Annotated in this window: 18 protein-coding genes; 5 read left to right on the forward strand and 13 right to left on the reverse strand. The window is 60.1% G+C overall.

Annotation, left to right across the window (positions count from 1 at the left end):
• The first annotated feature begins 7 nt into the window (after positions 1 to 7).
• Positions 8 to 907 carry a transporter gene (locus C7123_RS10075; RefSeq protein WP_069174939.1) on the forward strand — a complete coding sequence of 300 codons (900 nt, stop codon included), beginning with the start codon at positions 8 to 10 and terminating at the stop codon, positions 905 to 907.
• A 115-nt stretch (positions 908 to 1,022) separates the two neighbouring features.
• Here the strand turns inward: C7123_RS10075 and C7123_RS10080 are convergent, their stop codons facing one another.
• The 3 genes from C7123_RS10080 to C7123_RS10090 form a co-directional block, all read right to left on the reverse strand.
• Complete coding sequence (locus tag C7123_RS10080; protein WP_069174940.1) at positions 1,023 to 3,305, reverse strand: TonB-dependent receptor; 2,283 nt, start codon at positions 3,303 to 3,305, stop codon at positions 1,023 to 1,025.
• Between the two features lie 80 nt (positions 3,306 to 3,385).
• A complete protein-coding gene (locus C7123_RS10085; protein ID WP_069174941.1) occupies positions 3,386 to 4,033 on the reverse strand; it encodes a TetR/AcrR family transcriptional regulator in 648 nt (215 codons plus the stop codon).
• A gap of 325 nt (positions 4,034 to 4,358) precedes the next feature.
• Entirely contained in the window at positions 4,359 to 4,988 is a 630-nt protein-coding gene (locus C7123_RS10090; protein ID WP_159049897.1) for a TetR/AcrR family transcriptional regulator, read from the reverse strand.
• A 2,340-nt stretch (positions 4,989 to 7,328) separates the two neighbouring features.
• On the opposite strand from C7123_RS10090, the gene C7123_RS10100 reads away from it, so the two are divergent.
• Complete coding sequence (locus C7123_RS10100) at positions 7,329 to 9,056, forward strand: trypsin-like peptidase domain-containing protein (RefSeq protein WP_159049898.1); 1,728 nt, start codon at positions 7,329 to 7,331, stop codon at positions 9,054 to 9,056.
• A 75-nt stretch (positions 9,057 to 9,131) separates the two neighbouring features.
• The gene (locus C7123_RS10105; protein WP_069174945.1) at positions 9,132 to 10,442 is read left to right on the forward strand and encodes a phenylacetate--CoA ligase family protein; all 1,311 of its coding nucleotides are present in this window, start codon (positions 9,132 to 9,134) and stop codon (positions 10,440 to 10,442) included.
• Positions 10,443 to 10,853: 411 nt separating this feature from the next.
• Here the strand turns inward: C7123_RS10105 and C7123_RS10110 are convergent, their stop codons facing one another.
• The 9 genes from C7123_RS10110 to C7123_RS12990 form a co-directional block, all read right to left on the reverse strand.
• Positions 10,854 to 12,143: an ABC transporter permease gene (locus tag C7123_RS10110; protein WP_069174946.1), complete on the reverse strand. Its 1,290-nt coding sequence runs from the start codon at positions 12,141 to 12,143 to the stop codon at positions 10,854 to 10,856.
• Positions 12,140 to 12,883, reverse strand: a complete 744-nt coding sequence (locus tag C7123_RS10115) for an ABC transporter ATP-binding protein (RefSeq protein WP_069174947.1) — start codon at positions 12,881 to 12,883, stop codon at positions 12,140 to 12,142. The genes C7123_RS10110 and C7123_RS10115 overlap by 4 nt, the downstream gene beginning before the upstream one ends.
• A 223-nt stretch (positions 12,884 to 13,106) precedes the next feature.
• A complete protein-coding gene (locus C7123_RS10120; protein ID WP_159049899.1) occupies positions 13,107 to 14,144 on the reverse strand; it encodes a BtrH N-terminal domain-containing protein in 1,038 nt (345 codons plus the stop codon).
• A 152-nt stretch (positions 14,145 to 14,296) separates the two neighbouring features.
• The gene (locus tag C7123_RS10125) at positions 14,297 to 14,692 is read right to left on the reverse strand and encodes a hypothetical protein (protein WP_069174948.1); all 396 of its coding nucleotides are present in this window, start codon (positions 14,690 to 14,692) and stop codon (positions 14,297 to 14,299) included.
• A gap of 25 nt (positions 14,693 to 14,717) precedes the next feature.
• Positions 14,718 to 15,164, reverse strand: coding sequence for a hypothetical protein (locus C7123_RS12985; protein ID WP_159049900.1), 447 nt, complete (start codon positions 15,162 to 15,164; stop codon positions 14,718 to 14,720).
• 143 nt (positions 15,165 to 15,307) lie between these two features.
• Positions 15,308 to 16,453: a beta-ketoacyl-ACP synthase III gene (locus C7123_RS10135; protein WP_069174950.1), complete on the reverse strand. Its 1,146-nt coding sequence runs from the start codon at positions 16,451 to 16,453 to the stop codon at positions 15,308 to 15,310.
• Positions 16,454 to 16,608: 155 nt separating this feature from the next.
• Positions 16,609 to 17,532, reverse strand: a complete 924-nt coding sequence (locus C7123_RS10145; protein WP_069174951.1) for a hypothetical protein — start codon at positions 17,530 to 17,532, stop codon at positions 16,609 to 16,611.
• A gap of 20 nt (positions 17,533 to 17,552) precedes the next feature.
• Positions 17,553 to 18,833 carry a B12-binding domain-containing radical SAM protein gene (locus C7123_RS10150; protein ID WP_069174952.1) on the reverse strand — a complete coding sequence of 427 codons (1,281 nt, stop codon included), beginning with the start codon at positions 18,831 to 18,833 and terminating at the stop codon, positions 17,553 to 17,555.
• Positions 18,834 to 18,930: 97 nt separating this feature from the next.
• A complete protein-coding gene (locus tag C7123_RS12990; RefSeq protein ID WP_159049901.1) occupies positions 18,931 to 19,389 on the reverse strand; it encodes a hypothetical protein in 459 nt (152 codons plus the stop codon).
• A gap of 448 nt (positions 19,390 to 19,837) precedes the next feature.
• Between C7123_RS12990 and C7123_RS10155 the strand changes: the two genes are divergently transcribed.
• Positions 19,838 to 22,120, forward strand: a complete 2,283-nt coding sequence (locus C7123_RS10155; protein ID WP_083206825.1) for a TonB-dependent receptor — start codon at positions 19,838 to 19,840, stop codon at positions 22,118 to 22,120.
• Between the two features lie 24 nt (positions 22,121 to 22,144).
• Positions 22,145 to 23,404 carry a hypothetical protein gene (locus C7123_RS10160; RefSeq protein ID WP_069176336.1) on the forward strand — a complete coding sequence of 420 codons (1,260 nt, stop codon included), beginning with the start codon at positions 22,145 to 22,147 and terminating at the stop codon, positions 23,402 to 23,404.
• A 217-nt stretch (positions 23,405 to 23,621) separates the two neighbouring features.
• Here the strand turns inward: C7123_RS10160 and C7123_RS10165 are convergent, their stop codons facing one another.
• On the reverse strand, positions 23,622 to 24,530 hold the full coding sequence (locus C7123_RS10165) for a DUF6261 family protein (protein ID WP_069174954.1): 909 nt from the start codon (positions 24,528 to 24,530) through the stop codon (positions 23,622 to 23,624).
• Positions 24,531 to 24,850 lie beyond the last annotated feature (320 nt).

Raw genomic sequence — 24,850 nt, forward strand, 5'->3', positions numbered from 1 at the left:
CGGAGGGATGCTGAAGTTTTTCAAAGACTGGATGCTGCCGATCGCCATGTTGGCCGGTGCGCTGACCTATCCGTGGGTCAGCCGCCTGGCCTTCCTGACGCCGTACTTGATCTTCGCCATGCTACTCTTCACCTTCAGCAAGATCGAGCCGGGCGACATCCGTCTGCGTCGTGAGCACGTGTGGCTGCTGCTTGTCCAACTGATGGGCAGCGGCGGCCTCTACCTGCTGTTGCACCCCGTCGACCGGATCATCGCCAGCGGCGCCCTGCTCTGTCTGCTGACGCCTACGGCCGCCTCCGCGCCTGTCGTCACGGGTATGTTGGGCGGCGACGTGGGCTTCCTCACTTCCTACGTCATCCTCTGCAACGTCACCGTGGCGCCCGTCGCTCCCGTCTACTTCTCCCTGATCGGCATTTACGGCAGCGAAAACCTGCCCTTCATTCAGGCGCTCCTGTACGTCTGCAAACGCGTCTTTACGCTCCTCCTATTACCTCTGTTCACGGCCTTCGCCATCCGTCGGTTTGCGCCCGGATTGCGGCGCGTCATGCTCCGTGCGCCCCGCATGTCGTTTTATCTGTGGGCCTTTTCGCTGTTCATCGTCACGTCGGTCACTGTTCGCTTCCTGATCGAGCACGGCGGCGAGAATCCGAGGACGGTAGTGGGGCTACTCCTCGTCTCGCTCGTGCTGTGCGTGGCGCAATTCCTCATCGGACGGTGCATCGGCCGTCGTTACGGTGATCCGATCTCGTCCGGCCAAGGCCTCGGGCAGAAGAATACGATCCTTGCCATTTGGATGGCCCAGACGTACCTCCATCCGCTGACGGCTGTCGCACCGTCGGGTTACATCCTCTGGCAAAACATCATCAACAGCTATCAGCTGTGGCGACACGGGAAGAGGAAGAACTAACTACGGAAAACTAAAAACGAACGAGTCCTGCCGGTGGGAAGAGAGGCGCAAAAGCATACGCCATTTCTCCCGCCGGCAGGACTTGTTCTTTGTGGGCAAGACCCACGTCTTGCGCTCACTGGATGCCTATTCGTGAGCGATCGGCCTCGCGGCGCTGCTTCTCCTTGTAACGGCTGAAGCGGTAGGTGAGGCGGAGCATGACGGAGCGACTGATCCCGCCTGTGTAGTCGTAGTCGCTCCACTGCGACTGATATCGGGTGCGGGCTATCGGCGTGGCGCTCTCGAAGAGGTCGTTCACGTTGAGAGCGATCAGCAGCGATTCCTCCTTGAGCAGTGCTAATTGTAGACCCGCATTGACGCCCCAGCTCTCGCTGGATTTCTGTATGCCTTGTCGGCCGCCGGAGTAGTAATAGCCGTCGGTGGTGAAGGTCAGGCGGGGGCGGGAGAGGAGGCTGAGCTGGCTGCTGACGTTCATACCGCCCGCCCAACCTGCGACGTCGAAGGAAAGATCGTGCCAGTGCTCCGTCCGGTAGTGCTCGTGGTAGGCCGTGGGGGCGAAGGTCAGGAACCAGCGGCCGCCGATGGTGACCGGGACGGAAGCCGATAGCACCCAGACATGCGACAAATCTGTGTTGGTGATTTGCTTGATCAGCTCGAGGCGGTCGGGCGACTGGTAGAGCTGCGTGAAGAAGGCGTCGCGGACGTGGTAGTAGTAGACGTTGAAGGCGTAGCGCGAGCGGTAGACGTAGTTCAGGCTTGCGATGTTGTATCGGGCCACGCGCAGGTCGGGGTTGCCGAGGTTAACCTCGTAGCCGTCCACCTCGCGGCGGTACGTCTGGCGATACCAGTAAGCGGGGTAGTTGTGGAAGGCCTGCCAGCCGAGAGTGAGGGCGTGGTCGTCCGTCGGGGTATAGCTAATGGAAACGTCGGGGAGGATCGACTGCCGACGGTAGTCCCGGATGCGGTAGCCTTCGCCGGCGAGGGAGGCGGAGAGGTTCGCGCGGTCGCCCGCAAAGGAGATGTCCGTGCCCACGTAGGCGTTGGCGATGTCTTCGTCGGACGTGACGGGCGCGGCGCCGGTCTGTTCGCTGTGGTTGCGGGTGCGGGTGTAGTCGGCGCCGTAGCGCAGGCTGATCCGTTCGGAGAGTGCGTGGCGCCCGCGGAGGTAGCCGTGCAGTCGGTCGATGCGTTGGAAGCGATCATAGGCGATGGGGCGACCGGCGACGGTACCCGTGTAGTCCCTCCGGCTGTTGGAGTAGAGGTATTCCGCTCCTGCGCGCCATCCGCGGAGGATGTATTCGGCTGCGATGCTTTGGAGGTGGTCACGGAGGGTGCCGTGCTGATCGCTGCGGCCGGTGAGGGTGCTGACGGAGCGGTCGTCAAACGTTTCGTTGGGCGTCACCCGTGCGTTGTAGTAGACGCTGAGGCGGTGGCGGTCGGCCAAGGCGTAGTCGAGGTTCAGGTAGAGGTCATGGGTGGCGGGGGTGTGCGAGCGGTAGTCGGTGTGGTTGCGGATTTCGGTCGTGTCGCTGCCGACGGCGTGCCGCACGTACATGTTTGTCCGACTGATCTCGTGCCCGGAACTCAGGCGGTAGAGTAGGTCAGCGGAGAACTTGCCCGAGGCATACATAACGGAAGCCGTTTGGGTGAAGCGGTTCGCGTGTTTGTTGTCCCACTGCGTCTGGACTTGCGCCGTGAGGCGGTCGGAGAGGCCCTCCTTGAGGATGATGTTGACGGCTGCGCCCTTGACGTTCCATTCCGGCGGCGCGGTGTGGGCCACCTCGATGCGGAGGACGCGATCGGCGGGCAGTGACTTTACATAAAGCAGCGTGGCGGCCGCATCGCGGGTGGAGGGGCGACCGTTGATGAGCAGGCTGGGCGCCTGGTCCATTGCGATGAGGCGGATTGACTCGCCGTCGGTCGATTTCAGGCCTGGGGTCTCGGCCAGGAGGTCGAAGGCGGTGGCGAGGATCTTCGATTTTGTAAGGCCTTGCGGTGTAAAGCTCAGGCGGCCGTTCTGCACGCGGACGATGGGGCGTTCGGCGCGCACGACGACCTCCTCGAGCGTCTGCGCCTTGAGCTCCAGCACGATCGTGCCGAGGTCGCTCCGAGAGTCCGCGATGGTGCGTGTCTCGTAAGCCAAATGCTGCACGCTGAGCAGGTAGGGACGGGCCGTGGAAAGCAGGCGGAAGGTGCCGTCGTCTTCGCTCACGGCCGACTCCAAGTAGGTGGAATCGGGGGCGGAGAGGATCAGGGCGGCCTGTGCCACGGGCTGGCCGGCGGCGTTCGTCAGTCGGCCGGTGATGCCCTGTTGTGCACGGGCGGCAACGGTGAGCAGCAGGCTTGCTGCAAGGATCGGCAGGAGAGCTGTCTGCCGAAAAAAGCGATTCGTTTTCATCACGTGAAGGGGTTTTATGGTGTTTGGATCTATAGAAATAACATGGGATGGCCCCGCCCCTTCGATTGGGGGGGCGGCGGCTAATGGGCGGCGGCCAACTGATAGAGGAAGTCCCACTCTTTGCGCAGCTGGTCGAGGACGAACTGCTGGTGGATGACGGCGCCGTGAAACGCTATGCCGACATAGACGGAGTGGAAGGCGTTGTACAGGGTCTCGGTGTCGACCTCTTTCCGGATCTCGCCGCGTTCCTGACCTTGATGGATGGCCTCCGACCAGCACTGCGCTTGCGCCTCTTCGTACGCCTGGAGCTTCCGCTTGATACCGGCTACGTACTTGTTGATGAAAAGCAGGAAACTCATGAAATCGGCCGACGTAATGTCACTATCTGGGCCCACTTGTTCAAGGAAGAGCTGCACCCGCTGTTCTATTTGGCGGATCTGTGCGTCCAAGAAGCTCCTCAAGGGCGTCTGGTCGTCTATGATCTCGTCCGCCGAGGGGCTACTCTGCAAAAAGTCGATGACGAATTTCTCTGCTACGCCCCTGAGCAGATCTTCTTTGTTTCTGAAATGATAGAAGATGGCCCCTCTGGTGACTTGGGATACTTGTTCGATGCTCATAAAGCTGACGGCATGGTATCCGTGTGCCAGGAACAGCTTGAATGCGGCCCAGAGAATGCGGCCTTTTGTCTCAGTCTTTCTCAGTTCGTTCTTGTTCGTTTTCTGGATCATAAGCGGGAATGGTTGAATGGGGGTTAAAGGGTTGTAGATGGATAGCCTCGTTCGGCTTGTCGACCCCAAAAATAAGCAGGGCGAGAGCAACCTGCATACTATTCGGTCTATTTTCCTTCATGGCTGGAGCTTCTTTCGCTCCGTGGCTCCCGCCGACACCCCCCGCCGGCGGCCGCCGTCGCCCATCGGCGGGTAGGGGTAGGGACGAAAATGAACATGCCCCCAGACGTTTCCGCAGGGGGCATATAGGTTCGGGGGCCGTGTGCAATCGTCGGCCCACGTCGTGCACGTTGTCGCCGGCGCACGGGCCGAGGCGGGGCGGACACTACGCCTCGATGGTAGTCTGGTAGAAGTTGTCCCACTCGTCTTGGAGCTGGTCGAGGGGGATCTCTTGGTGGCAGACGGCGCTCTGGAAGATGATACCGGAAAGGATGTGGACGAAGGTGTCGCCCAGGGTGACGGTACTGAGCGCCTGGCGGATTTCGCCGCACGCCTTGGCCCGGTTGATGACCTCCGACCAGTAGCCCAGTTGCGTCGTGTGGAACGCTTGCAGCGCCCGTTTGAAGGAGGCACTCAGGGTGCAGAGGTGAATCATGAAGTTGATCGACGAGGCCGACGTGACCTTCGTGTCTTTGACTATGTTCTCCTTGAAATGCCTGACCTGCGCTTCTACCATCTGGACGAACGCCTTCAGATAGTCCTTCAGCGGCGTCCGGCTGTTTATCACCTCCTCGTCGGGGCAGGTGTCGCGGAAAAAGTCGGCGATGAACTTCTCCGAGGTGAGTAGGAGCAGGGTCTCTTTGCTCCGGTAATGGTAGATGAGGCTTCCGCGGGTCGCTCCCGCGCCCTGCTCAATGTCTGCCAGACAGACCTTTTCGTATCCGTGCGTCAGGAACAGCTCGTAGGCCACGTTCAGGATAGTCTGCTTCAAGGCCTCAGCTTTCTCTTGCTTCATTTTCATTCTTTCACCCATAAGTGTATCGTGTATTGTTGCGAGTAAATAAATCCGTTTTAGCTGCTTGTTTCCAGCTTTTCCATTGCAAAGATAGCTTGAATCTTTCTGTTATTCATTCAGTTGGAGGAAAAATAAATTACAAATTGAACTTTCGCCTCCAGTAGCCCGTCGTCGGATGTTGTTTCGTAAGCCATCAGCATTCATTTGCTTATAACTTGGAATCTAATAGGCGCCCAAAACGCTGATTCGCTTCCGTCAGAAACCTTTTTACGGGCCACCGCTATCCATTGGCCCCCGAAATGGTTTCCGATGTGTGCGCCCGACGCCCATCCGCCGGTAGGGTAGGGGCGTATTGCATACGCCCCTTCAGATATCCCCGCAGGGGACAAATCCGACGGCGGCGGTCGACACCCATCCGCCTATAAAATGGAATCCGATTGCGGCGGATACCTGTCGGGCGCTATTGTTCTCGGCCATGAACATGGGAGGCGTATGCAATACGCCCCTACACGGACGTTCGACAATGGCCGCTGTCGTCCATTCGCCTCTGTCGGAAACCATTTCACGGGCCACCGCGTCCCATCCGCCGGTAGGGTAGGGGCGTATTGCATACGCCCCTTCAAATGGCCCCGCAGGGGACAAATCCGACGGCGGCGGGTCCCTGTTGGGCGCTATTGTTCCCTGCCGGGAACATCGGGGGCGTATGCAATACGCCCCTACACGGACGTTCGACAATGGCCGCTATCGTTCATCCGCCCCCGTCGGAAACCATTTTATAGGCCATCGCGTCCCATCCGCCGGTAGGGTAGGGGCGTATTGCATACGCCCCTTCAAATGGCCCCGCAGGGGACAAATCCGACGGCGGCGCCTGACGTTCATTCGCCCCCAAAATGTTTTTCGATTGCGGCGGATCTCTGTCGGGCGCTATTGTTCTCGGCCATGAACATGGGGGCGTATGCAATACGCCCCTACACGGACGTCCGACAATGGCCGCTGACGTTTGTTCGCCCCCGAAATGTTTCCCGATTGCGGCGGATACCTGTCGGGCGCTATTGTTCCCTACCGGGAACATGAGGGGGCGTATGCTTTTGCGCCCCTACACGGACGTCCGACAATGGCCGCTGTCGTTCATTCGCCCCCGTCGGAATCCATTTTATAGGCCATCGCGTCCCATCCGCCGGTAGGGTAGGGGCGTATTGCATACGCCCCTTCAAATGGCCCCGTAGGGGACAAATCCGACGGCGGCGCCCGACGCCCATTCGCCTCCGAAATGGTTTCCGACGGCGGCGGATACCCGATAGGCGCTATTGTTTCCTACCGGGAACATGGGGGGCGTATGCAATACGCCCCTACACGGATGTCCGACAATGGCCGCTGTCGTTCGTTCGCCCCCAGTCGGAATCTATTTTATAGGTCATCGCGTCCCATCCGCCGGTAGGGTAGGGGCGTATTGCATACGCCCCTTCAAATGACCCCGTAGGGGACAAATCCGACGGCGGCGGTCGACGCCCATCCGCCTATAAAATGGAATCCAATTGCGGCGGATGCCTGTTGGGCGCTATTGTTTCCTACCGGAAATATGGGGGGCGTATGCTTTTGCGCCCCTACACGGACGTCCGACAATGGCCGCCGACGTTCATTCGCCCCCGGAATGTTTTCCGATACGTGCGCCCGACGCCCATTCGCCCCCGTCGGAAACCATTTTATGGGCCGATGACACCCATTCGCCTCTAAAATGTTTTCCAATGGGAGCGGCTGACGCTTGGGCGCCCTTGTCGGAAACCATTTTATGGGCCGATGACACCCATTCGCCCCTAAAATGTTTTCCAATGGGAGCGGCTGACGCTTGGGTGCCCTTGTCGGAATGTCCAACGGGAGCGGCTGGCGGTCAGACACCCTCAAAATGGTTTCCAATGGGGCGTCTTTTTGCTCGGACGCCCCCGTTGGACACTCCGACGGGGCGTCTTTTTGCTCAGACACCCTCAAAATGGTTTCCAACGGGGCGTCTTTTTGCTCAGACACCCTCAAAATGGTTTCCAACGGGGCGTCTTTTTGCTCAGACACCCTCAAAATGGTTTCCAACGGGGCGTCTTTTTGCTCAGACACCCTCAAAATGGTTTCCAACGGGGCGTCTTTTTGCTCAGACACCCTCAAAATGGTTTCCAACGAGGCGTCTTTTTGCTCAGACGCCCCATCTGTGCATTTTTTTGGCGGCTTCGGGGGCTTGGCGGCCGCCGATGGATCGCGCTTGGACGGCACGGACTGACCCGCGGCCGGCGATGGGAAAGAGGAAATGAAGGACGGCGTACTTTTGCGCCCATGAATTTTAATACGGATAAGATGAATAAGACGAGTTGGTTAGTGTGCGCTTTGATCTTGATTCAGAGCGGCGGAATGTTGCTGGCGCAGAAAGCGCCGAAGTGGGCCGAACGGGCGCGGCGGTCGGTCTTTACGATTGAGGCCACGGACAAGAGTGGCAATGTCACGCGCGGCACGGGATTTTTTGTGGGCGACCAGGGCGAGGCCGTCTCTAACTATACCTTATTTATAGGCGCCGATCGGGCCACGGTGATCGATGCCGACGGCGGGCGCCTGCCGGTGGTCTGCATCCTCGGCGCGGATGATCTGTACGACGTGATCCGGTTCAAGGTTAGCTCGCAGAAGAAACTGCCCGGCTTGACCCCAGCCGTGAGCCAGCCCGCCGTCGGAGATCGGGCTTACCTCATCCCCGCCTCGTCGGCTAAGGGCGCGGCGCCGGCCGTGGGCCCGATCTCGGAGGTGACCCGCATCAAGGAACAGTATGGCTACTACCGCGTCGACATGCCCCTCACGCGCGAACAGGTCAGTGCGCCGCTGCTGAACGAGGGCGGCCAGGCGTTTGCCCTGGCGCAGGCCGACGCCTCGGGCAAGGGCAAGACGTACGGCATTGATCTGGCTTACATCATGAGTCTGCGGCCGGCGGCAACCGATGTCCTGAACAAAGTCTACTCCTCCATCGGCATCCGGACGGCTTGGGCCAGCTCGGCCGACGAGGCGCTCGTGGCCCTCATGCTCTACGCCGCCCAGCAGGACGCGCACGCCTATCTCGCCACCCTGGACGACTTCATCGCCACCTTCCCCAGCTCCCCGGATGGTTACCTGACGCGGGCTTCGCACTACGTCTACCAGCGGAAAAAGCTCTCCGACGTGGGCACCGAGCAGCAGCTGCTCAGCCGGGCTGAGGCGGACTTAGCGTCGGCGCAGAAGCTGTTCGGAGACAATGTCGCCGAGGGCTACTACAACCACGCGAAGCTCATCTATGGCGTCTCCGCCGCCGACTCCACCCTCACGGCTCCCGGCTGGACGATGGACCGCGCCGCCGACTGGATCGCTAAGGCCATCGCCGCAGACGACCGCCCCCTCTACCGACAGCTCGAGGCCGACATCGCCTTTTTCCGCGGCGACTACCCCAAGGCGGCCGCCGACTATGCACGCGTCAATCAAGGCCCCGGCGCCTCGGCCTCTTCGTTTTACATGGCCGCCAAGACCGAGGAGCAGCTCGAGGCCCCCGACACCACCCGCATGTTTATGCTCATGGATAGCGCCATCACACGCGCCACGGGCGTCAACCCGACCGACGCGGCCACGTACATCATGGACGCCGTCGATATGCGCATGCGCCGCGGCCAATTCGCTGAGGCCGTAAAGCTGTACGACCGCTACTATGCCCTCACGGGTGGCGAAGTCTTGCCGCGCTTCTACTACTACCGCGAGCAGGCTAAGTTCCGGGCGAACGATATGGACGGCGCCCTCTCCGACATCCGCCTCGCACTCGAGGGCGACCCCAACAACGCGCTCTACCTGGCCGAAGAGGGCTCCATCTACCTCCGCAAGCAGGACTTCGCCAAGGCCCGACAGAGCCTGGAGCGCTGCATTGCGCAGGCCCCCGACTTCTCGGCGGGCCACCGTCTGCTCGGGCTCTGCCTCGTCCGCAGCGGAAAGAAGGCCGAGGGCTGTCGGGCCTTCGAACGCGCCAAAGAGCTGGGCGATCCCGTGGTCGAACGTCTCATGAAGCAGCATTGCCAGTAACCATCGGCGGCTTCGATCGGTGGGCGGCCGCCTGCCGATCGCTCGTTTGTAGCTTTTTATTTTTCGTGTCACATCATGGATAGTGTAGCCTTTCAGTATCTCCCTCAGGCGGAGATCAAAGCCTATCAAGAGCAGTGCCTCGTCGAGACACTGGCTTACGTCAATGAACGGTCGCCCTTCTACCGCCGCCGATTCGCCGAAGCCGGCATCGACGTCAGCAGCATCCGGCGCCTCGAAGACCTCGTGCGACTCCCCGTCACGACCAAGGAAGACCTCCAACGCCACAACGAGGATTTCCTCTGCGTCCCCCGCACCGAGATCCTCGACTACGTCACCACCTCCGGCACCCTCGGCGAGCCGGTCACCTTCGCCGACACCCGCCACGACCTCGATCGCCTCGCGCTCAGCGAATACCTCTCGTACGAGATCTGCGGCTGTCGCCCGGACGATGTCATCCAACTCATGGCCACCAACGACCGCTGCTTCATGGCCGGTCAAGCGTGCCTCCTGGGCAGCTTCCGCCTCGGGTCGGCCATCGTCCGCGTGGGCAACGGCATCCCCGAACTGCAATGGAACATGATCCGGCGTCTCCGCCCGACCGTCTGCGTGTGCGTACCCTCCTTCATCCTCAAATTGATCGACTACGCCCGCGCTCAAGGCATCGATTACCGGAACTGTAGCCTCCGCCGCGCCTTCTGTGTCGGCGAAACAGTCCGCACCGACACCCACGAGCTGAACCTACTCGGCCGCAAGATTCACGATCTCTGGCCCGAGCTGTCGCTACACGTCAACTATGCCTCCACCGAGATGCAATCGTCCTTCATGGAGTGCGAACATCAATGCGGCTCGCACCACAAGCCCGACTTGACCATCGTGGAGTTTCTCGACGACGACAACCGCCCCGTCGGCCCCGACGAGCCAGGCGAGATTACCATCACCACCCTGGGCGTGGAGGGTATGCCAGTTGTCCGTTTCAAGACGGGCGACGTCTGCCGCCATTTCGAAGATCCCTGCGCCTGCGGCCGTCACTCGTTACGTGTCGGCCCGATCATCGGTCGCAAAGGGCAGATGATCAAATTCAAGGGCACAGCGCTCTATCCGGCCGCCCTCTACGACATCCTCGACAACGTGCCCGAAGTCACGAACTACATCGTCGAAGTCTACACCAACGCCATCGGCACGGACGGCATACGCATCCTGGTCGGTGCCGGCGAGTCGGCTGACGAAGGCTTCGAGAAGCGTCTCAAAGATCTCTTTCGGTCCAAAGTGCGTGTTGCGCCGGACATTGTCTTCGCGCCGGCTGAGCTGATCGCCCGCAAGCAGATGCCACCGACGAGCCGTAAGCTGATCAAGTTCATCGATTACAGAGGGGAGACCTTCGCATAGCGGCGCAACCTGCGCCGATGTCGCGGCAAATGCTTTGGGAGTTGCGCAACCTGCGCAGACGTCGCGGTAAATGCTTTGGGAGTTGCGCAACCTGCGCAGACGTCGCGGCAAATGCTTTGGGAGTTGCGCAACCTGCGCCGCTGTCTCGGCAAATGCTTTGGGATCGGCGCAACCTGCGCAGACGTCGCGGCAAATGCTTTGGGAGTTGCGCAACCTGCGCAGACGTCGCGGCAAATGCTTTGGGAGTTGCGCAACCTGCGCCGCCGTCTCGGTAAAAGCTTTGGGATTGGCGCAACCTGCGCAATGCCTGTTGCTTATTTCTTGGAGGCTTGCAAGTTCTTAGGCCGAACTCACGTTATACCCGCCGATGCAGGTAGGCCGTTTTGCCGGTTCACCGGCCACTTCTCTCTGTTAGCTTTTCATTTTCCGTCTGACGATCGCCACGCCGAGCATGATGGCGAAGAAAACGAGTGAGGCTGCGGCATAGGGGGCCACATCCGACAGTCCGCCGCCCCGTACGAAGAGCGTGTTGAAGCCTTCCAATCCCCAGTTCAGGGGTGAAATGCGGGCGACGGTGCGCATAAGGGGTGGCATGACGAACGTGGGGATCCACACGCCGCCGATGGCCGCCAAGATGACGACGGACACGGCGCCGAAGATGCTCGCCTGTTGTGCCGTGCGGGCTACACTGCCGATGGCCAAGCCGTAACCCACAGCCGACAGCGAGACGGCGATGCACATCAGGGCGAGGGCGACATGGTCGTGGCCGAGGCGGAGGGGCGGTAGGCCGAGGTGGGGCATGAGGTAGAGGCCGGTGAGGAGAAGCAGGGCGAGCTGCAAGAGGCAGACGAGGAGGTGGACGAGCACCTTGCCCGTGAGGTAGAGGGCGTAGGGACAGGGCATGGTCAGGAGGCGAGCAAAGCAGCCCGTTTCGCGCTCGCGGATCATGTTCCCGGCCAGCGAGATGACGATGAAGAAGACGGCGAACATGCTCCAGGCCGGCACGTTGTGCTGCGTAGCGTTAGGCAGCAGGTCGGTGGTGGAGGAGGTGCGGGCGTAGGACTCTTGGACCGTGATCCAGCCTTCCGTCTCCATCTCTAAATCGATGGGCATAGGGATAAGGCGGTTGACGTGACGCGAGATTTCACCGAGCAGGAGCCGATTCTGGACCGTGAGCATGTGTTCGCGGACGGCGCTGAGCAGCGTGGCCCGAAAGGACGGCTTTGCGGTCGGGTCGACCCATAGACGGATCTCAAGCGGTTGAGCCGAGAGGGTGTCTGCCTCGGATTCACTCACGCTATCCTCTTCGCCACCGAAGGCTTGTGCGACGCCTCGCGCTACGCGTTGCCGCAGACGGTCGGTGGTGCCGGACGGGATGACGACGCCGATCAGGTAATCGCCCCGCGCCACGGCCGTTTCCACCGCCTCGGCTGTCAGCGGCTGACCGTCGGGCGCCGTGGAGGTAATGTCGAAGAGGTGGCTATCGGCTAGCTCGCGGCTGACGGTGTTGCCGAGCGAATCGGCGTCTTCGTTCAGCAAGAGGAGGGGGATGTGCTGTTCGTCGAGGGTGCGGAAGGTGCTGTCCTGCAAGCTGGCCATAAGGATCACGAGCGCCCACGGCATCAGGAACAGTAAGACGAGCCCCCACGGATCGCGCAGGAGCAGCAGCAGGTCTTTGCGGAATAATGCGGCGAGCTTCATGCGCGTCCGGCCTCCTCCGTCCGGGCGATAAAGAGGGCTTCGAGCGAGGGCATGCGCGCCTCGGCAAGCAAGGCGTCGGGCGTGCCTTCGCAGACGGTTGCGCCGCGGTTCATGAGGGCTACGCGGGTGCAGAGTCGCTCGGCCTCGACCATATCGTGCGAGGTGTAGATGATCGTCATGCCGTCGGTGTTGAGGGCGCGGAGGTGCGCGATGATCTCTTGCCGGGAATGCACATCGACGCCCACGGTCGGCTCGTCGAGGAAGAGGATACGGGGGCGATGGAGCAAGGCGACGAGGAGGTTGAGCTTGCGCTTCATGCCGCCAGAGAGGTGTTCGATGCGTTTGTGCAGGTGGGCGCGGAGGTCGAGGCGGTTCACATCCGTGTCGATGCGTTCGCGGAGCGTGCGGGTGGGCAGGCCGTGCATGCGACCGAAGAAGTGAAGGTTCTCTGCGGCGGTGAGTTCGGGATAGAGGGCAATGTCTTGCGGCACGACGCCGATCAGCGGACGGATGCGGGCACGGTCGCGGCGTATGTCGAGGCCGCAGAGATGCACCGTGCCGCCGTCGAACGGTAGGAGGCCGGCGAGGATGGAGAGCGTCGTCGTCTTGCCTGCGCCATTGGGGCCGAGTAGCCCGAAGAATTCGCCCTCGGAGACGTGCAGCGTGAGTCCGTCGACAGACGGTGCAGCGGCGCCGCGATACGTCTTGCGGAGGTCGCGGATGTCGATGGCAGATGTCATGTATAGTTACGAGTGAATGGTTACGAGTTACAAGTGCCGGGAGCCGGGGCATATACGATGCGCCTCTACGGTCTTCTTTTCTTCCCTTGGTGGAAGAAAAGAAGCAAAAGAAGATCAAGGCGTCAGGGACGCCGGCCAATTTGGCCGGGTACCAAGAGGGTGTGAAAAATCGGGCGGACAGACAGGCCTGCTCCTACTTTCTACTACTTCAAACTACTTCTCACTACCCTTTACTACTTCTCACTACCCGTTCCAGATCCGTGAAGAGTGTACGTTCCATGCCGCCGATGGCCTTCAGATCGGCGCCGAGCGTGCGGTAGTCAACGTCGGCCGACGAGCGGTTCTTGCAGACGCGCCCGGCGTTGGCGGCGAAGCGTCGCCATTGGTCGCCGATGTCGGTCAGGCGGGCGGATAGCTCGTTGAGGGCGGGGATGCCAGTCACGTCGGCGGCCTCTTGCAGGAAGGCGGCGTAGAGGAAGCGGAAGCCGGCGCCGCCGGTGCCGATCTCCTCCATCATGCGGATCAGTTGCGCCAAATGGAGCGCGGCTCGCTTTGGCCCGTACTGCTGCGGGAAGCGGGGGATTTGTCGGCCGAGATAGTCGAACGTGTTGATGCCCACCCAAGGCATCGGCCCGGGCTGATGGATCATGCGGTTGCAGTTCGTGAGGATGGCGCGGCGCACAAGCGGCGGCAGGTCGGGCGTGTGCCGGGGCAGCGAGCGGATGTAGTAGAGCTTGCCCATGGGCGGATAGGTGCCGCGGGCGAAGCGGGCGCGCATCATGTCGCGCGCCGAGAGTCGCACCTTCTCCATCGCGATCGGGTCGCTGACCAGGTAGTCGTCGCCATCCTTGCCAAAGACGGCAATGTTGTGCGCATTGAAATGGAAGCGGTATTCCGCAGGCATGTAGGGCAGGAAGTACATGCTCACCACGACGCCCGTGGGTGTGCCCTCGGCCAGCAGGCGGTCGAGCTTGCGTTCGGCCCGCGAGTGGTTGAAGTAGATGTGTTGCCGCGTACCGAAGCCGAGCAGGCGCGTGGTGCGTGAGAAGATCATGCCGGGCAGGGGGCGGAACGACGTCACGGGGAAGCCGGCCAGGCGGACGAAGGGCAGATGGACGAAGTAGAGCGAGGCGGAGAGGCCGAAGACGAGCGGCTCGGAGTAGTCGTAGCCGTAGAAATGCAGCAGGTTGCGGGTGACGCCATTCTCGCAGTGGGCGCTGGGGCGGTGGTCAAAAGCTATTTCAATCGAAGACGTTTGCATAGCAGCGCATCTGCTGCGTTGCCTTCGACACTCTGGCTCGGTTATGTACTTAAGTACACTCCCTTCGCCATCGGTCTCGGACGCCTTGCATCTGCACCACTCTGCAAAGTCTCTCATTGCTCCGCAATGGAGCTCTTTTTCAAAGACCTCCATCACACACTCCTCAGTTCGTCCACGGTGATGCGCAGCGCGTCGGCATATCGCTCCAGGGTGCGGTCGTCGAGCTGCATAAAGGCGTCGTAGGTGAGGTGTTTCTTCACCTTGCGTTTGGGTATGTCGGCGTAGGCGGCCAGCATGCTGACGTCTTGCAGGTTCTTCGTCATGTGGTAAGCCAGCGGACTGGCCTCGTGGCGGAGCACCTGCTCGCGGATGGCCTCGCAGGAGGCGCGGATGTCGTCCCAGACGAGCTCCAGCACATCATTCTTCACCGTCCAGCCGTCGCTGACGACGCTCTGGTAGCGCCCGTCCTCATCGACGGCATACGCCACGTCGCGGATCACGCCGCCGGCCATGTATTTTAAGTCTTGGGGTACTTCGTTTATCGTCATCTCTTATGCGTTTTGTTCTAATCATTCATGAAAGCGTTTGCGGGAACTCCGCAAGTGCCTCCGAAAAACTTTTTGGAGTTTGCAGGAACCCCGCAAGTGCCTCGAAAAACTTTTTGGCGTTTGCGGGAACTCCGCAAGTGCCTCGAAAAACTTTTTGGCGTTTGCGGGAACTCCGCAAGTGCCTTGAAAAACTTTTTGGTGTTTGCGGGAACCCCGCAAGTGCCTCGAAAAACTTTTTGGCGTTTGCAGAAGTTCTGCAAGCTCCGATTTCTCCTTTTTGGCGTTTGCAGAAGTTCTGCAAGCTCCATTTTTCTCTTTTGGGCATTTGCAGAAGTCCTGCAAGCTCCATTTTTCTCTTTTGAGCATTTGCAGAAGTTCTGCAAGCTCCGATTTCTCCTTTTTGGCGTTTGCAGAAGTTCTGCAAACTCCATTTTCTTCTTTTGGGCATTTGCAGAAGTTCTGCAAGCTCCATTTTTCTCTTTTGGGCATTTGCAGGAGTTCTGCAAGCTCCATTTTTCCCTTTTGGGCGTTTGCAGAAGTTCTGCAAGCTCCATTTTTCCCTTTGGGGTCTTTGCAGGAACGCTGCAAACGTTTTCGGAAGACTAACGAGAGGGTTTATACCACCGTCAGCAGCGCGTAGGAATACGAGAAGCGGGCGCTCTCGGGCACCATCAGCAGGATGCGTTGCCCGGGCCGCAGTCGCCCCGTCTGGCGCAGCCCGTCGAGCATGGCGAAGGCCGAGACAGAGGCCACGTTGCCGATCTCGGGCAGGTTGACGTACCAGCGTTCGGCGGGGATGTCGTATCCCATACGCTCCAGCTCGGCCTCGATCTTCTTCTTGAAATACATCGACGAGAGGTGCGGCAGGAACCAGTCGACCGACGAGAGATCGAAGGCGCGCTTTTTCATTACCCGGCGGAGGAAGTCGCCGCCCAGCGTGATGATGTTGCGCTCCAGGATGCGCGTGTCCTGCTTCAGGGCGAAGAGCGATCGCGACAGCCATTCGGCCTCGGGGTGTTGCGCCCAACCGACGAGCTGCCCCTCGGCGTCCTTCTCCCCACCGGCATACATGCACGTCTCCACCCGATCGGCGTACGACGTGCCCTCGATCCATTCGATGCGGAAGGCCAGCCGACCGTCCGTCGGCGGTTCGTACCCGAGCAACAGCGCCGCGCTGCCGTCCGACAGCATCCAGCGCAGAAACTCCTTTTCGAAGGCCAAGATAGGCTTCTCCATCAGCTGGTCGATCAGCTCCGCCTCCCGTTCGAAATAACGCGCCTGCATCCAGGCCGAGAGTCGCTCCGAAGCCACGCACACGGCCCGCTGGGCGTCGCCCGTGCGCATCGAGAGCCAGGCGTACTTCAGCGCGTGCATACCCGTGCAACACGATCCGGCGAAGGAGACCACCTCCGCGCCGCCATCGCCACCGAGTGCGCCGTGCACCATCACGCCGTGCGAGGGCATGAGCTGTTCGGGCGAGGCGGTGCCGCAGGCCAGCAGGTCGATGTCCGAGGGCGTCATCGCGGCCTCCGCGAGCAGATGTCGCACGGCCAGCGCGGCCATCTCGACGTTCGTGTGCGTCACGCGGCCGCTCTTGTCTAATGCGTAATAGCGGCTGCGGATGCCGTTCTTCTCTAAAACCAATCGCTTGGCGATGGACGATTTCGGATTAACGAGTCCGATATAATCCTCCATCTCTTCGTTGCGCACCGGCGCGTTGGGGAAGAAGGTGGAGAGGTGGGTGATATAGATGTATTCCATTGTTGGGGATGTTTAGGTGTTGGGGATGTTTAGCTGTTTAGGCGTTGGGGGCGTTGCCCCCGGGCCCCACTCCTTTTCTTTCCTTGATGAAAGAAAAGGAGGCAAAAGAAAATCAAGGCACCAGGGGTGCCGGCCAAGTTTGCCGGGTACATGTATTAGGACAATTCGTAGCATACTTCTTGGCGGGCCTTCTTTAACGCGGCGCGGCGCAGTGGGTAGGTGAGTCCATAAAACAGTAGGCCGAAGGGGGAGACGGCGTATAACACGAAAAAGAGGTAGGCCTTGAAGAGCCGCAGCCGTCCCTGCCGACGCGGATCGCCCGCGCCGCCCCGATGCCGTACGAAGTGGGCCCAACGGCCCCACATGCGGTAGCCGTTGCGCTCAATAAAGTAGAGCTGGGGAATGAAGGTGACGGCGCCCTCGCGCATGAGTCGCTCCTGAAGCTGCTCCCACTGCCCGTCGTAGAGCGTGCGGAGGAGGATGAGGCCGAAGCGATCGGCGTCGGCCACGTCGCGCTGCGAGACGCCCGCGGCGGGCAAGAGGCGAGTGGCCTCCTTGCGTCCGTAGAACAGCCAGCGGATGATGGTCAGCACGCTGACGAGGTTCGGCGCACGGTCGTGCAGCTCGATGAAGCCGACGTAGCGGGCGCCAATCTCGCGCAGGTAACGACGCGTTTCGCTTTGCGTCATCACCCACATGTTGCGGCAACCGTTGACAAAGACGACGGGTCGGCCGTGGAGGTAGGCGCGCACATCGGGCGACTGGAAGAAGGCGTGCAGCGGCGTGGAGAGCGAGAGGTACCAGCTTTGACCGACCACGAGGACGAGGTCGGCCTCGGCCACCGCACCGCTCAGATCCACCGGCTCGATGGCGCAGGCAATGCCGAGGCGCGACTCGGGAAAGACTTGAAAGAAGGCCTCCGACGACCACGGGTAGGGGTAAGCCGTCACGGGGCGGATCTCCTGCGTAACGACCCGACAGCCGGCCGCCTCAAGCGGCGCACAGAGGCTCCGGGCGATGGCGAGTGCCTGCCCGGTCTGGGTGTAATAAAAGACTGCAACCGTGAGTGTGCGTGCCATTCTGTGTGGGTCTCCGTCGGTCAGCTGGCTTTGATGTTGCGGACTACGTCGCGGCCGAACGACTTGTTGGCCAACGCGCGATTGCGGGGGCGGAAGGTGCCGTCCTCCATCTCGCGCATGACGACTTGCGTGAAGAGGCGGAACATCTTCTGCTCCTGACTCTCGTCGTGATAGAACGTGTCCCAGGCGTATTCGTAAAGCTCTTGGAGCCGTTCGGCGGACATCTGTTTGGGGTGGAAGACGACCTGTCCGGCGTTGTAGTGATCCCAATCGAAGTCGAAGATGCGCCCCTGACGGAGGTAGTCGTCGTAGCCCTTGGTGTGGGGGAAGGGCGTCATGACGGTGAACTCGGCCAGGTCGAGGTCGATCTCGAGGAGAAAGTCGATGAGGCGCTTGATGTCGTCTTCGGACTGGTTGTCGAGGCCCAGCAGGATGGTGCCTTCGACGCCGATGCCGTGGTCGTGGTAACGCTTGACGCGCTCGCGGATGTAGTTCGAGGTGTCGTAGACGGCCTGATAGACGTACCAGGCGCCGGCCTGTGCGGCCAGGTCGAGCACCTTCGGATCGTCCTCGATGGTGTGGCTGATCCACTTCTTTTTGAAGGGGATCATCTCGCGAAAGAGATCCATCTCCCACTGCTTGTTTTGGGCCAGTGAGTTGTCGACGATGAAGAGGCGGTTGTTGTCGATCGAGGCGAGGTCTTCGATCACCTTATCCATCGGCCGGGGGCGGAAGATGCGCCCGCCGAGGTAGGTCACGGCGCAGGGATAGCAGCTGAAACGGCAGCCGCGCGAGGCGTGAAAGAGGTCGACCATCTGCACGCCCTTATGGTTGTAGAGGTGGCGCTTGTAGAGGTCGTGGCGGGCGGGGCCGACGTCCTCGATGGCCGGCTGGCGGGTCATGTAGTTATAGACGCGCTTGAGACAGCCGCGGCGGAAGTCGTCGATCACCTCCTGCATGCGGCCCTCGGATTCGCCGAGGAAGACGGCGTCGGCATGCTCCATCGTCTCTTCGGCGTGCAGCATGGTCGATATGCCCCCGAAGAGCACCTTTTTGCCGCGTCGGCGGTATTCGTCCGCGATGGCCCAGCCGCGTTTGACCTGCGTGCTGAGCATCATGGATATGGCTACGAGGTCGCACGCCTCGTCATAGTCGAGCGCTTCGACATTCTCGTCCGTGAACGACACGTCGACGTCCTCGGGCAAGGTGGCTGCAAACACGACCGGCCCGTGTGGGGGCAGGTTGAATGTGGTTTGGCCCTTTAGTTTCTTCCATTTCGGATAGATCAATTTCAGCTTCATCTCTGACTGTATTTACTGTGAAAAGCGCGCAAATGTAACCGTCTGCGGGCGTCTGCGAATTTGGCCGGGTACATATAGGGGCGCAAAAGCATACGCCCTACGTGTACCCGGGTAGGGGCGTATTGCATACGCCCCATTGCACAGCCTCGTCGCAGTGTGTGAAATGACCACGCAACACCTGCGCAGCGTCGTCGCAGTGTGTGAAACGACTATGCAACACCTGCACAGCCCCGCTGCAGTGTGCGAAACGGCCACGCAACACCTGCGCAACCCCGCCGCAGTGTGTGAAACGATCACGCAACACCTGCGCAGCCCCTTCGCAGTGTGCGAAACGACCATGCAACATCTGCACAGCCCTTTCGCAATGTGTGAAATGACTACGCAACACCTGCGCGGCGTCGTCGCAGTGTGTGAAACGACTACGCAACACCTGCACAGCGTCGTCGCAGTGTGTGAAATGACCATGCACCACCTGCATAGCCTCGTCGTAGTGTGTGAGACGACCATGCACCACCTGCACAGCCTCGTCGTAGTGTGTGAGACGACCACGCAACACCTGCGCAGCCCTTTCGTAATGTGCGCCCCAACCCGGGGACAATCATTCATCCCTGCGGGATGTCTGGGGGGCGAATGCAATTCGCCCCTACACGGGTACCCGGCCAAACTTCGCTGCCCCCGCAGGGGCCGCCCCTACCACGGGGACAATCATTCATCCCTGCGGGATGTCTGGGGGGCGTATGCTTTTGCGCCCCTACATGTATCCGGCAAACTTCGCTGCCCCCGCAGGGGCCGCCCCTACCCGGGTACAATCATCTGGCCCCGGGTTATCCGGCAAACTTCGCCGGCGTCCGCAGACGCCCCCTCCCAATTATTAGGGATTGTGAATGCGTAGCGCCCTGTCCTACCTTTGCGGCCCTATTTTTAACGTGAATAGCATGATGACAACAAGAAGAACCTTCTTATGGATATGGATAGCCTGTTTCGCTGCCCTCGCTTGGGGACAGATGGAGGCGCAGACGGCACGCATCACGGGCGTCGTGATCGATGCCGCTAACGAGGAGCCGCTTATCGGTGCTAGCGCCTATATCGAGCAACTGAAGCGCGGCGAAGTGGCCGGGCGCAACGGTGATTTTACCCTTGACGGCCTTCGCGCGGGCAGCTATACGGTACGCTTCGATTATATGGGCTACGAGAGCCGCACCGAACAGATCACCCTGCGTGAGGGGGAGACGCGGCGGCTGAAAGTGCGCCTCAAGGGCGAGTCCAAGTCGCTCGGCGAAGTGATCGTCACAGCCAAGAGCGAGGCCCGCCAGCTGCGCGAACAGGCTATGCCCGTCACCGTCCTTTCGGCCGATCAGCTGGCCGGTTCGGTGAGCGATGTGAGCGACATTTTGAGCAAGACGATGGGCGTCACCCTTCGCTCGCAGGGCGGCGTGGGCAGCGTTTCACGCCTTTCCGTGCGTGGACTCGAGGGTAAACGCATTGGCTTCTTTATCGACGAATCGCCCATGAACGATCACTCCGACTTTATCGATATCAACGACATTCCCGTCAGTATGATCGAGCGGATTGAGATCTACAAGGGCGTCGTCCCGGCCAAGTTTGGCGGCTCCGCGATGGGCGGCGCCATCAACATCGTGCTCAAGGAATACCCGCCGCGCTACCTCGACCTCTCCTATGCCATCGAGTCCTTCAATACTCACAAAGCCACAGCCGTCGTCAAGCGTAACCTGGCCAACGCAGGCCTCGAGATCGGTGGTGGCGGCTTCTACACCTATTCGGACAATGACTACACGATGGAGTCGCCCTACCAGAAGGGGCTACTCATCAAGCGCGATCACGACCGCTTCAGCTCTGCCGCTGGTGCCATCGGCATCAAGGCCCGCAAGTGGTATTTCGACGAGCTGAAGATCAACTTCGAGGGCCTCATCAATAGCAAGCAGATACAGGGCGTCTATTACAACATTCAGCATGCCCACAGCCGATCGAAAGTCGGGGTGATGGAGCTGGAGCTGAAGAAGAAAAACTTCCTTGTCGAAGGACTCGATCTCGACTTCAAGGGCGCCTCCGCCTTCTCGCGATACCATTTCATCGATACCGCCATGCACCGCTACGATTGGGACATGAAGCCCTACATCCCCGTCCATCCACTGGGCGGCGAGATCGGCGCAGCGCCCTCCAACAGCACCCTCGATAAGTTTCACGTCGGCACGAAGCTCAACCTGAACTACATCCTCTCGGCCCGGAACGCCATCAACCTGAACCTGCTCCAGCGATACGCCAATGGGCATCCCAAGGACACCCTCCGAGACCGTGCGATGGGTTACAAGATGAACTACGATAGCCGCATGAATAGCCTCGTCGTCGGCCTGAGTTACGACTACAAGTCGAACAACGACCGCCTGCTCAACTCCCTCACCGGTAAGTACTACTTCTACTCCATGAAGACCATCCTTCGCGAAGTCTATGGGGGGCACGACGAGATACCTATCCACCTCGAAAAGCATTATTGGGGTATCAGCGATGCCTTGCGTTACCGCTTTATGCCTGAGTGGATGGGCAAGTTCTCCGTGGCTTACGAGGTGCGCACCCCGACCGAAAACGAGCTGATCGGCGACGGCTACCTCCTCTCCCCGTCGGGCGACCTCCGGCCCGAGCGCGGCGTCAACGTCAACCTCGGTACGCTTTGGGATCGGCGCATACCGAACGGCATCTTCCAGTTAGAGGTCAACCTCTTCGGCAATTACCTCCGCGACATGATCCGCCAAACGCAGAACTATACGCAGACGCGCTACGAGAACTTCGGCGAAATGCGCACCCTCGGCGTCGAGGCTGAGGTAAAGGCCGACGTCTTGCCCTGGTTGTACGGCTACGCCAACGTCACCTTTCAAGACCTCCGCGACGTCCGTGAATACGAGCCCGACAGCAAGGCCCCCAACCCCACCCGGCATCTGCGCATGCCCAACATCCCCTACTTCCTGGCCAACGCCGGATTAGAGTATCACCGTGAGAATCTCTTCGGCACGAAGCGCACCAACATGCGCCTCTTTGCCGATGCCTCCTTCGTGGAGGAATACTTCTACGACTTTGAGCAGAGCATCCACCAAGAGCGCCGCATCCCGCGCTCCATGCGCCTCGACCTTGGGCTGGAATACAGCCTCATGGATGGCCGCATCATCCTCTCCGGTAAGGTGGGCAACGCCACCGGCGCCAAGCTCTTCAGCGAGTTCAACTATCCGCAGCCCGGGCGAACCTATTCCCTCCGCCTGCGCTACGTACTCAAGTAAAACCTAATTCATATGTATAACAAGATGAAAACAACGAATGTATTCCGAATGGCAGGCCTTGCTGTGCTTGCCGCAATGACCCTGACTTGGACAGGGTGCAAAGAAGACACGCCTACCCCCAAACCCAATCCGAACCCGCCGACGCCTGGTGGTGCGAAGGGCGACGTGGCCGTCGTCTCCATGCTCACTAACCCCGACGGACAGTCTGGCACCGCTTGGATGCAACTTGTCGACGGCATCACGCCGCGAACGATCGACAACTCCAAGGCGCGCCAGATCGGCTTCGGCATGCCCCCGATGGATGTGCTCGGTAACTACATCTTCACCATCCCGCAGTATGGCCAGTCGAACATCTTCGCCAAGTGGGAACGCACCGCCGACGGTGCCCTCAACAAGGTGGCCGAGTTGCTGCTACCCGTCAACAGTGTCTCCATGCATGGCCGCATCTACTCCGCCGAAAAGGGCTTCCTCAGTACAGTGGTGGGCAAGCTGCTCATCTTTAACCCCACCACGATGAAGCTCACGGGCGAGATCGACCTCAGCGCCTATGCCGACAAAGGCTTGTCTGTGCCGCAGTTCGGCTCCCTCTTCTTCGATGGCGAGACGATGTACGTCCCCCTCTGGCAGGTCAACACCCAACGCATGCCCATCGGCGATCCGGGCATCGACCTCCTGCTCATCGACCTGAAGACGAACAAGGTGATCAAGCGCATCAAGGACTCTGCCTCGGGGCTCTCCAGCCTCGGCTACCCCTACGGCGTGCAGAAGAACGTCTTCAAGGACGAGCAGGGCGACGTCTACTATGTGGCCAGCGGCTCCTTCTCCACCGATCCGAAATACAAGACCGGCATCGTGCGCATCAAGAAGGGTGCGACCGAGATCGACCCCACCTACAACTGGGTGCTCAACGATCAAGCGATCGAGGGCGAGACGGGCAAGATGAGGTGGTTAGCCTGCGTCTATTATGCGGGCAACGGCAAGCTCTACGGCATGGCCGACATGCCCAACTATTGGGCCGACAAGACGAAGCCCAACTGGCTGCGCGACCGCTCGGTGATCTCCGTCGAGATCGACCTCCGCGCCAAGACGGTCAAGAAGTTGCCCATCCCCCACAGCTGCGCCTACTCCACACACGTCTCCACTTACAACGACCTGATTGTCTTCTCCGTTTGGGGCGATAAGGAGACGGGCTTCTACACCTACGACCCGAAGACGGGTAAGGCCAGCGACGGCGCCGTGATCAAAATGCCCGGCTTCCCCTTCTGGTTCTACCAGTTCAAGTAGGCGACCGATAGCGCCATCCTCTGGCACATAATCGCAAGCCCCGATCCTCCGCTCTTTGGATGAGCAAGGGTCGGGGCTTTGTCATAGGGTTGTTGGGGGCTTCGCCCTCTGTTGATTTGTTTAGGTGTTTGTTTACCTGAGTCGCTGTCAACTACGGGTACATCAACAGATAAACAAACCAACGACTAAACGGGGCTTCAGCCCCCAACAACCACCTCTATTCCTCCGGCAGCTTGATGTCAGGATTGCCGTCGTCGGGTTTCTTCGGATCCTTCGGCTTCTCGGGCTGCTTAGGCTGTTCCGGTTGCTTCGGGTCGGGCGCTGGCTTGGGATCCTTAGGTTGCTTAGGTTCCTTGGGCTGTTTGGGTTCCTTGGGTTGCTTGTCCCCGGCGGCCTTACGCTGGGCGAGGCTCTGGCGATACTCCGTATCTGTCCTATCCACCAAATTGTTCAGGTCGTGAATCAAAGTCTTGATTACAGCCCGATCCACGGGGGTGGCGCCGGAGAGATAGGCGGCGCGGATCATAAAGATGATGCGGTCATAGGCGGCGTCGGTCTTGGGACGTACCTCGGCGGCCGTGGGTAGGTTGCTGCGGCGATCCTTCTTCACGTTCTGCATAAAGAGGTTGCGGAAAGCTGTGTTGGCGGCCTCCAATTTCGTCACGATCGGCGTGAGCCGTAGGGTGGTGATGAGCGCCGCATTTTCCGGCTTCTTCAGGTCTGTGATCAGGCCGTCGATGTGATCCGTTTCGCGGCGGAGCGATTCGCGCTGTAGCTTGCTGTAAGGCTTGATGAGGAGGACCAGCTTTTCGGCAGCGATAGCCTCGTCGTTCTCGGGCGACAGCCGATAATCGCGGATCATGGCAAAGAGGAAGGAGATGAGCTTGTCGCGCGCCTCGTCCTTTTTGTCGATCTCTTTGGTGATGTAATCAGCCGTTGACTCTTGGTTGATGTCGCCTTCGAGGTCGAGATTCTCTTTCCATTCCTGTTTCCTGGCTTCCGTGATGCCGATTTTGGCGACCTCACAGGCGTTGACCAAATCGTACGCGTCTCTGTGGAAACCCACGTGCAGCCCGTTGTCGAGCTTTTTCTTTCCTAAGGAATTGACTTCGATAAATTCTTCCATACTGATTCTGTAAGTGATTGGTTGATTGAAAAGTGAATTGGTTATATGTCGTTGCTGATCCATGACGGGCGCCTTTTAACTGTGTTTTACCCCTTGCACGGCGTGCGAGTACCAAAACTCACCGGGTTTTGCCCTTTGCACGGCATGCGAGTACCAAAACTCGCCGGGTTTTGCCCTTTGCACGGCATGCGAGTACCAAAACTCGCCGGGTTTTGCCCTTTGCATGCCGTGCGAGTACCAAAACTCACCGGGTTTTGCCCTTTGCACGGCATGCGAGTACCAAAACTCACCGGGTTTTGCCCTTTGCACGGCATGCGAGT

Source organism: Tannerella serpentiformis (genome assembly GCF_003033925.1).
In the GTDB taxonomy this organism is placed as follows: domain Bacteria; phylum Bacteroidota; class Bacteroidia; order Bacteroidales; family Tannerellaceae; genus Tannerella; species Tannerella serpentiformis.

What these genes read in the sequence shown, in the direction of transcription:
- C7123_RS10075 (WP_069174939.1), top strand. Translation starts at nt 8, where the DNA reads ATGCTGAAGTTTTTCAAAGACTGGATGCTGCCGATCGCCATGTTGGCC.
- C7123_RS10080 (WP_069174940.1), bottom strand. Translation starts at nt 3,305, where the DNA reads ATGAAAACGAATCGCTTTTTTCGGCAGACAGCTCTCCTGCCGATCCTT.
- C7123_RS10085 (WP_069174941.1), bottom strand. Translation starts at nt 4,033, where the DNA reads ATGATCCAGAAAACGAACAAGAACGAACTGAGAAAGACTGAGACAAAA.
- C7123_RS10090 (WP_159049897.1), bottom strand. Translation starts at nt 4,988, where the DNA reads ATGAAGCAAGAGAAAGCTGAGGCCTTGAAGCAGACTATCCTGAACGTG.
- C7123_RS10100 (WP_159049898.1), top strand. Translation starts at nt 7,329, where the DNA reads ATGAATAAGACGAGTTGGTTAGTGTGCGCTTTGATCTTGATTCAGAGC.
- C7123_RS10105 (WP_069174945.1), top strand. Translation starts at nt 9,132, where the DNA reads ATGGATAGTGTAGCCTTTCAGTATCTCCCTCAGGCGGAGATCAAAGCC.
- C7123_RS10110 (WP_069174946.1), bottom strand. Translation starts at nt 12,143, where the DNA reads ATGAAGCTCGCCGCATTATTCCGCAAAGACCTGCTGCTGCTCCTGCGC.
- C7123_RS10115 (WP_069174947.1), bottom strand. Translation starts at nt 12,883, where the DNA reads ATGACATCTGCCATCGACATCCGCGACCTCCGCAAGACGTATCGCGGC.
- C7123_RS10120 (WP_159049899.1), bottom strand. Translation starts at nt 14,144, where the DNA reads ATGCAAACGTCTTCGATTGAAATAGCTTTTGACCACCGCCCCAGCGCC.
- C7123_RS10125 (WP_069174948.1), bottom strand. Translation starts at nt 14,692, where the DNA reads ATGACGATAAACGAAGTACCCCAAGACTTAAAATACATGGCCGGCGGC.
- C7123_RS12985 (WP_159049900.1), bottom strand. Translation starts at nt 15,164, where the DNA reads ATGGAGCTTGCAGAACTTCTGCAAATGCCCAAAAGAAGAAAATGGAGT.
- C7123_RS10135 (WP_069174950.1), bottom strand. Translation starts at nt 16,453, where the DNA reads ATGGAATACATCTATATCACCCACCTCTCCACCTTCTTCCCCAACGCG.
- C7123_RS10145 (WP_069174951.1), bottom strand. Translation starts at nt 17,532, where the DNA reads ATGGCACGCACACTCACGGTTGCAGTCTTTTATTACACCCAGACCGGG.
- C7123_RS10150 (WP_069174952.1), bottom strand. Translation starts at nt 18,833, where the DNA reads ATGAAGCTGAAATTGATCTATCCGAAATGGAAGAAACTAAAGGGCCAA.
- C7123_RS10155 (WP_083206825.1), top strand. Translation starts at nt 19,838, where the DNA reads ATGGAGGCGCAGACGGCACGCATCACGGGCGTCGTGATCGATGCCGCT.
- C7123_RS10160 (WP_069176336.1), top strand. Translation starts at nt 22,145, where the DNA reads ATGAAAACAACGAATGTATTCCGAATGGCAGGCCTTGCTGTGCTTGCC.
- C7123_RS10165 (WP_069174954.1), bottom strand. Translation starts at nt 24,530, where the DNA reads ATGGAAGAATTTATCGAAGTCAATTCCTTAGGAAAGAAAAAGCTCGAC.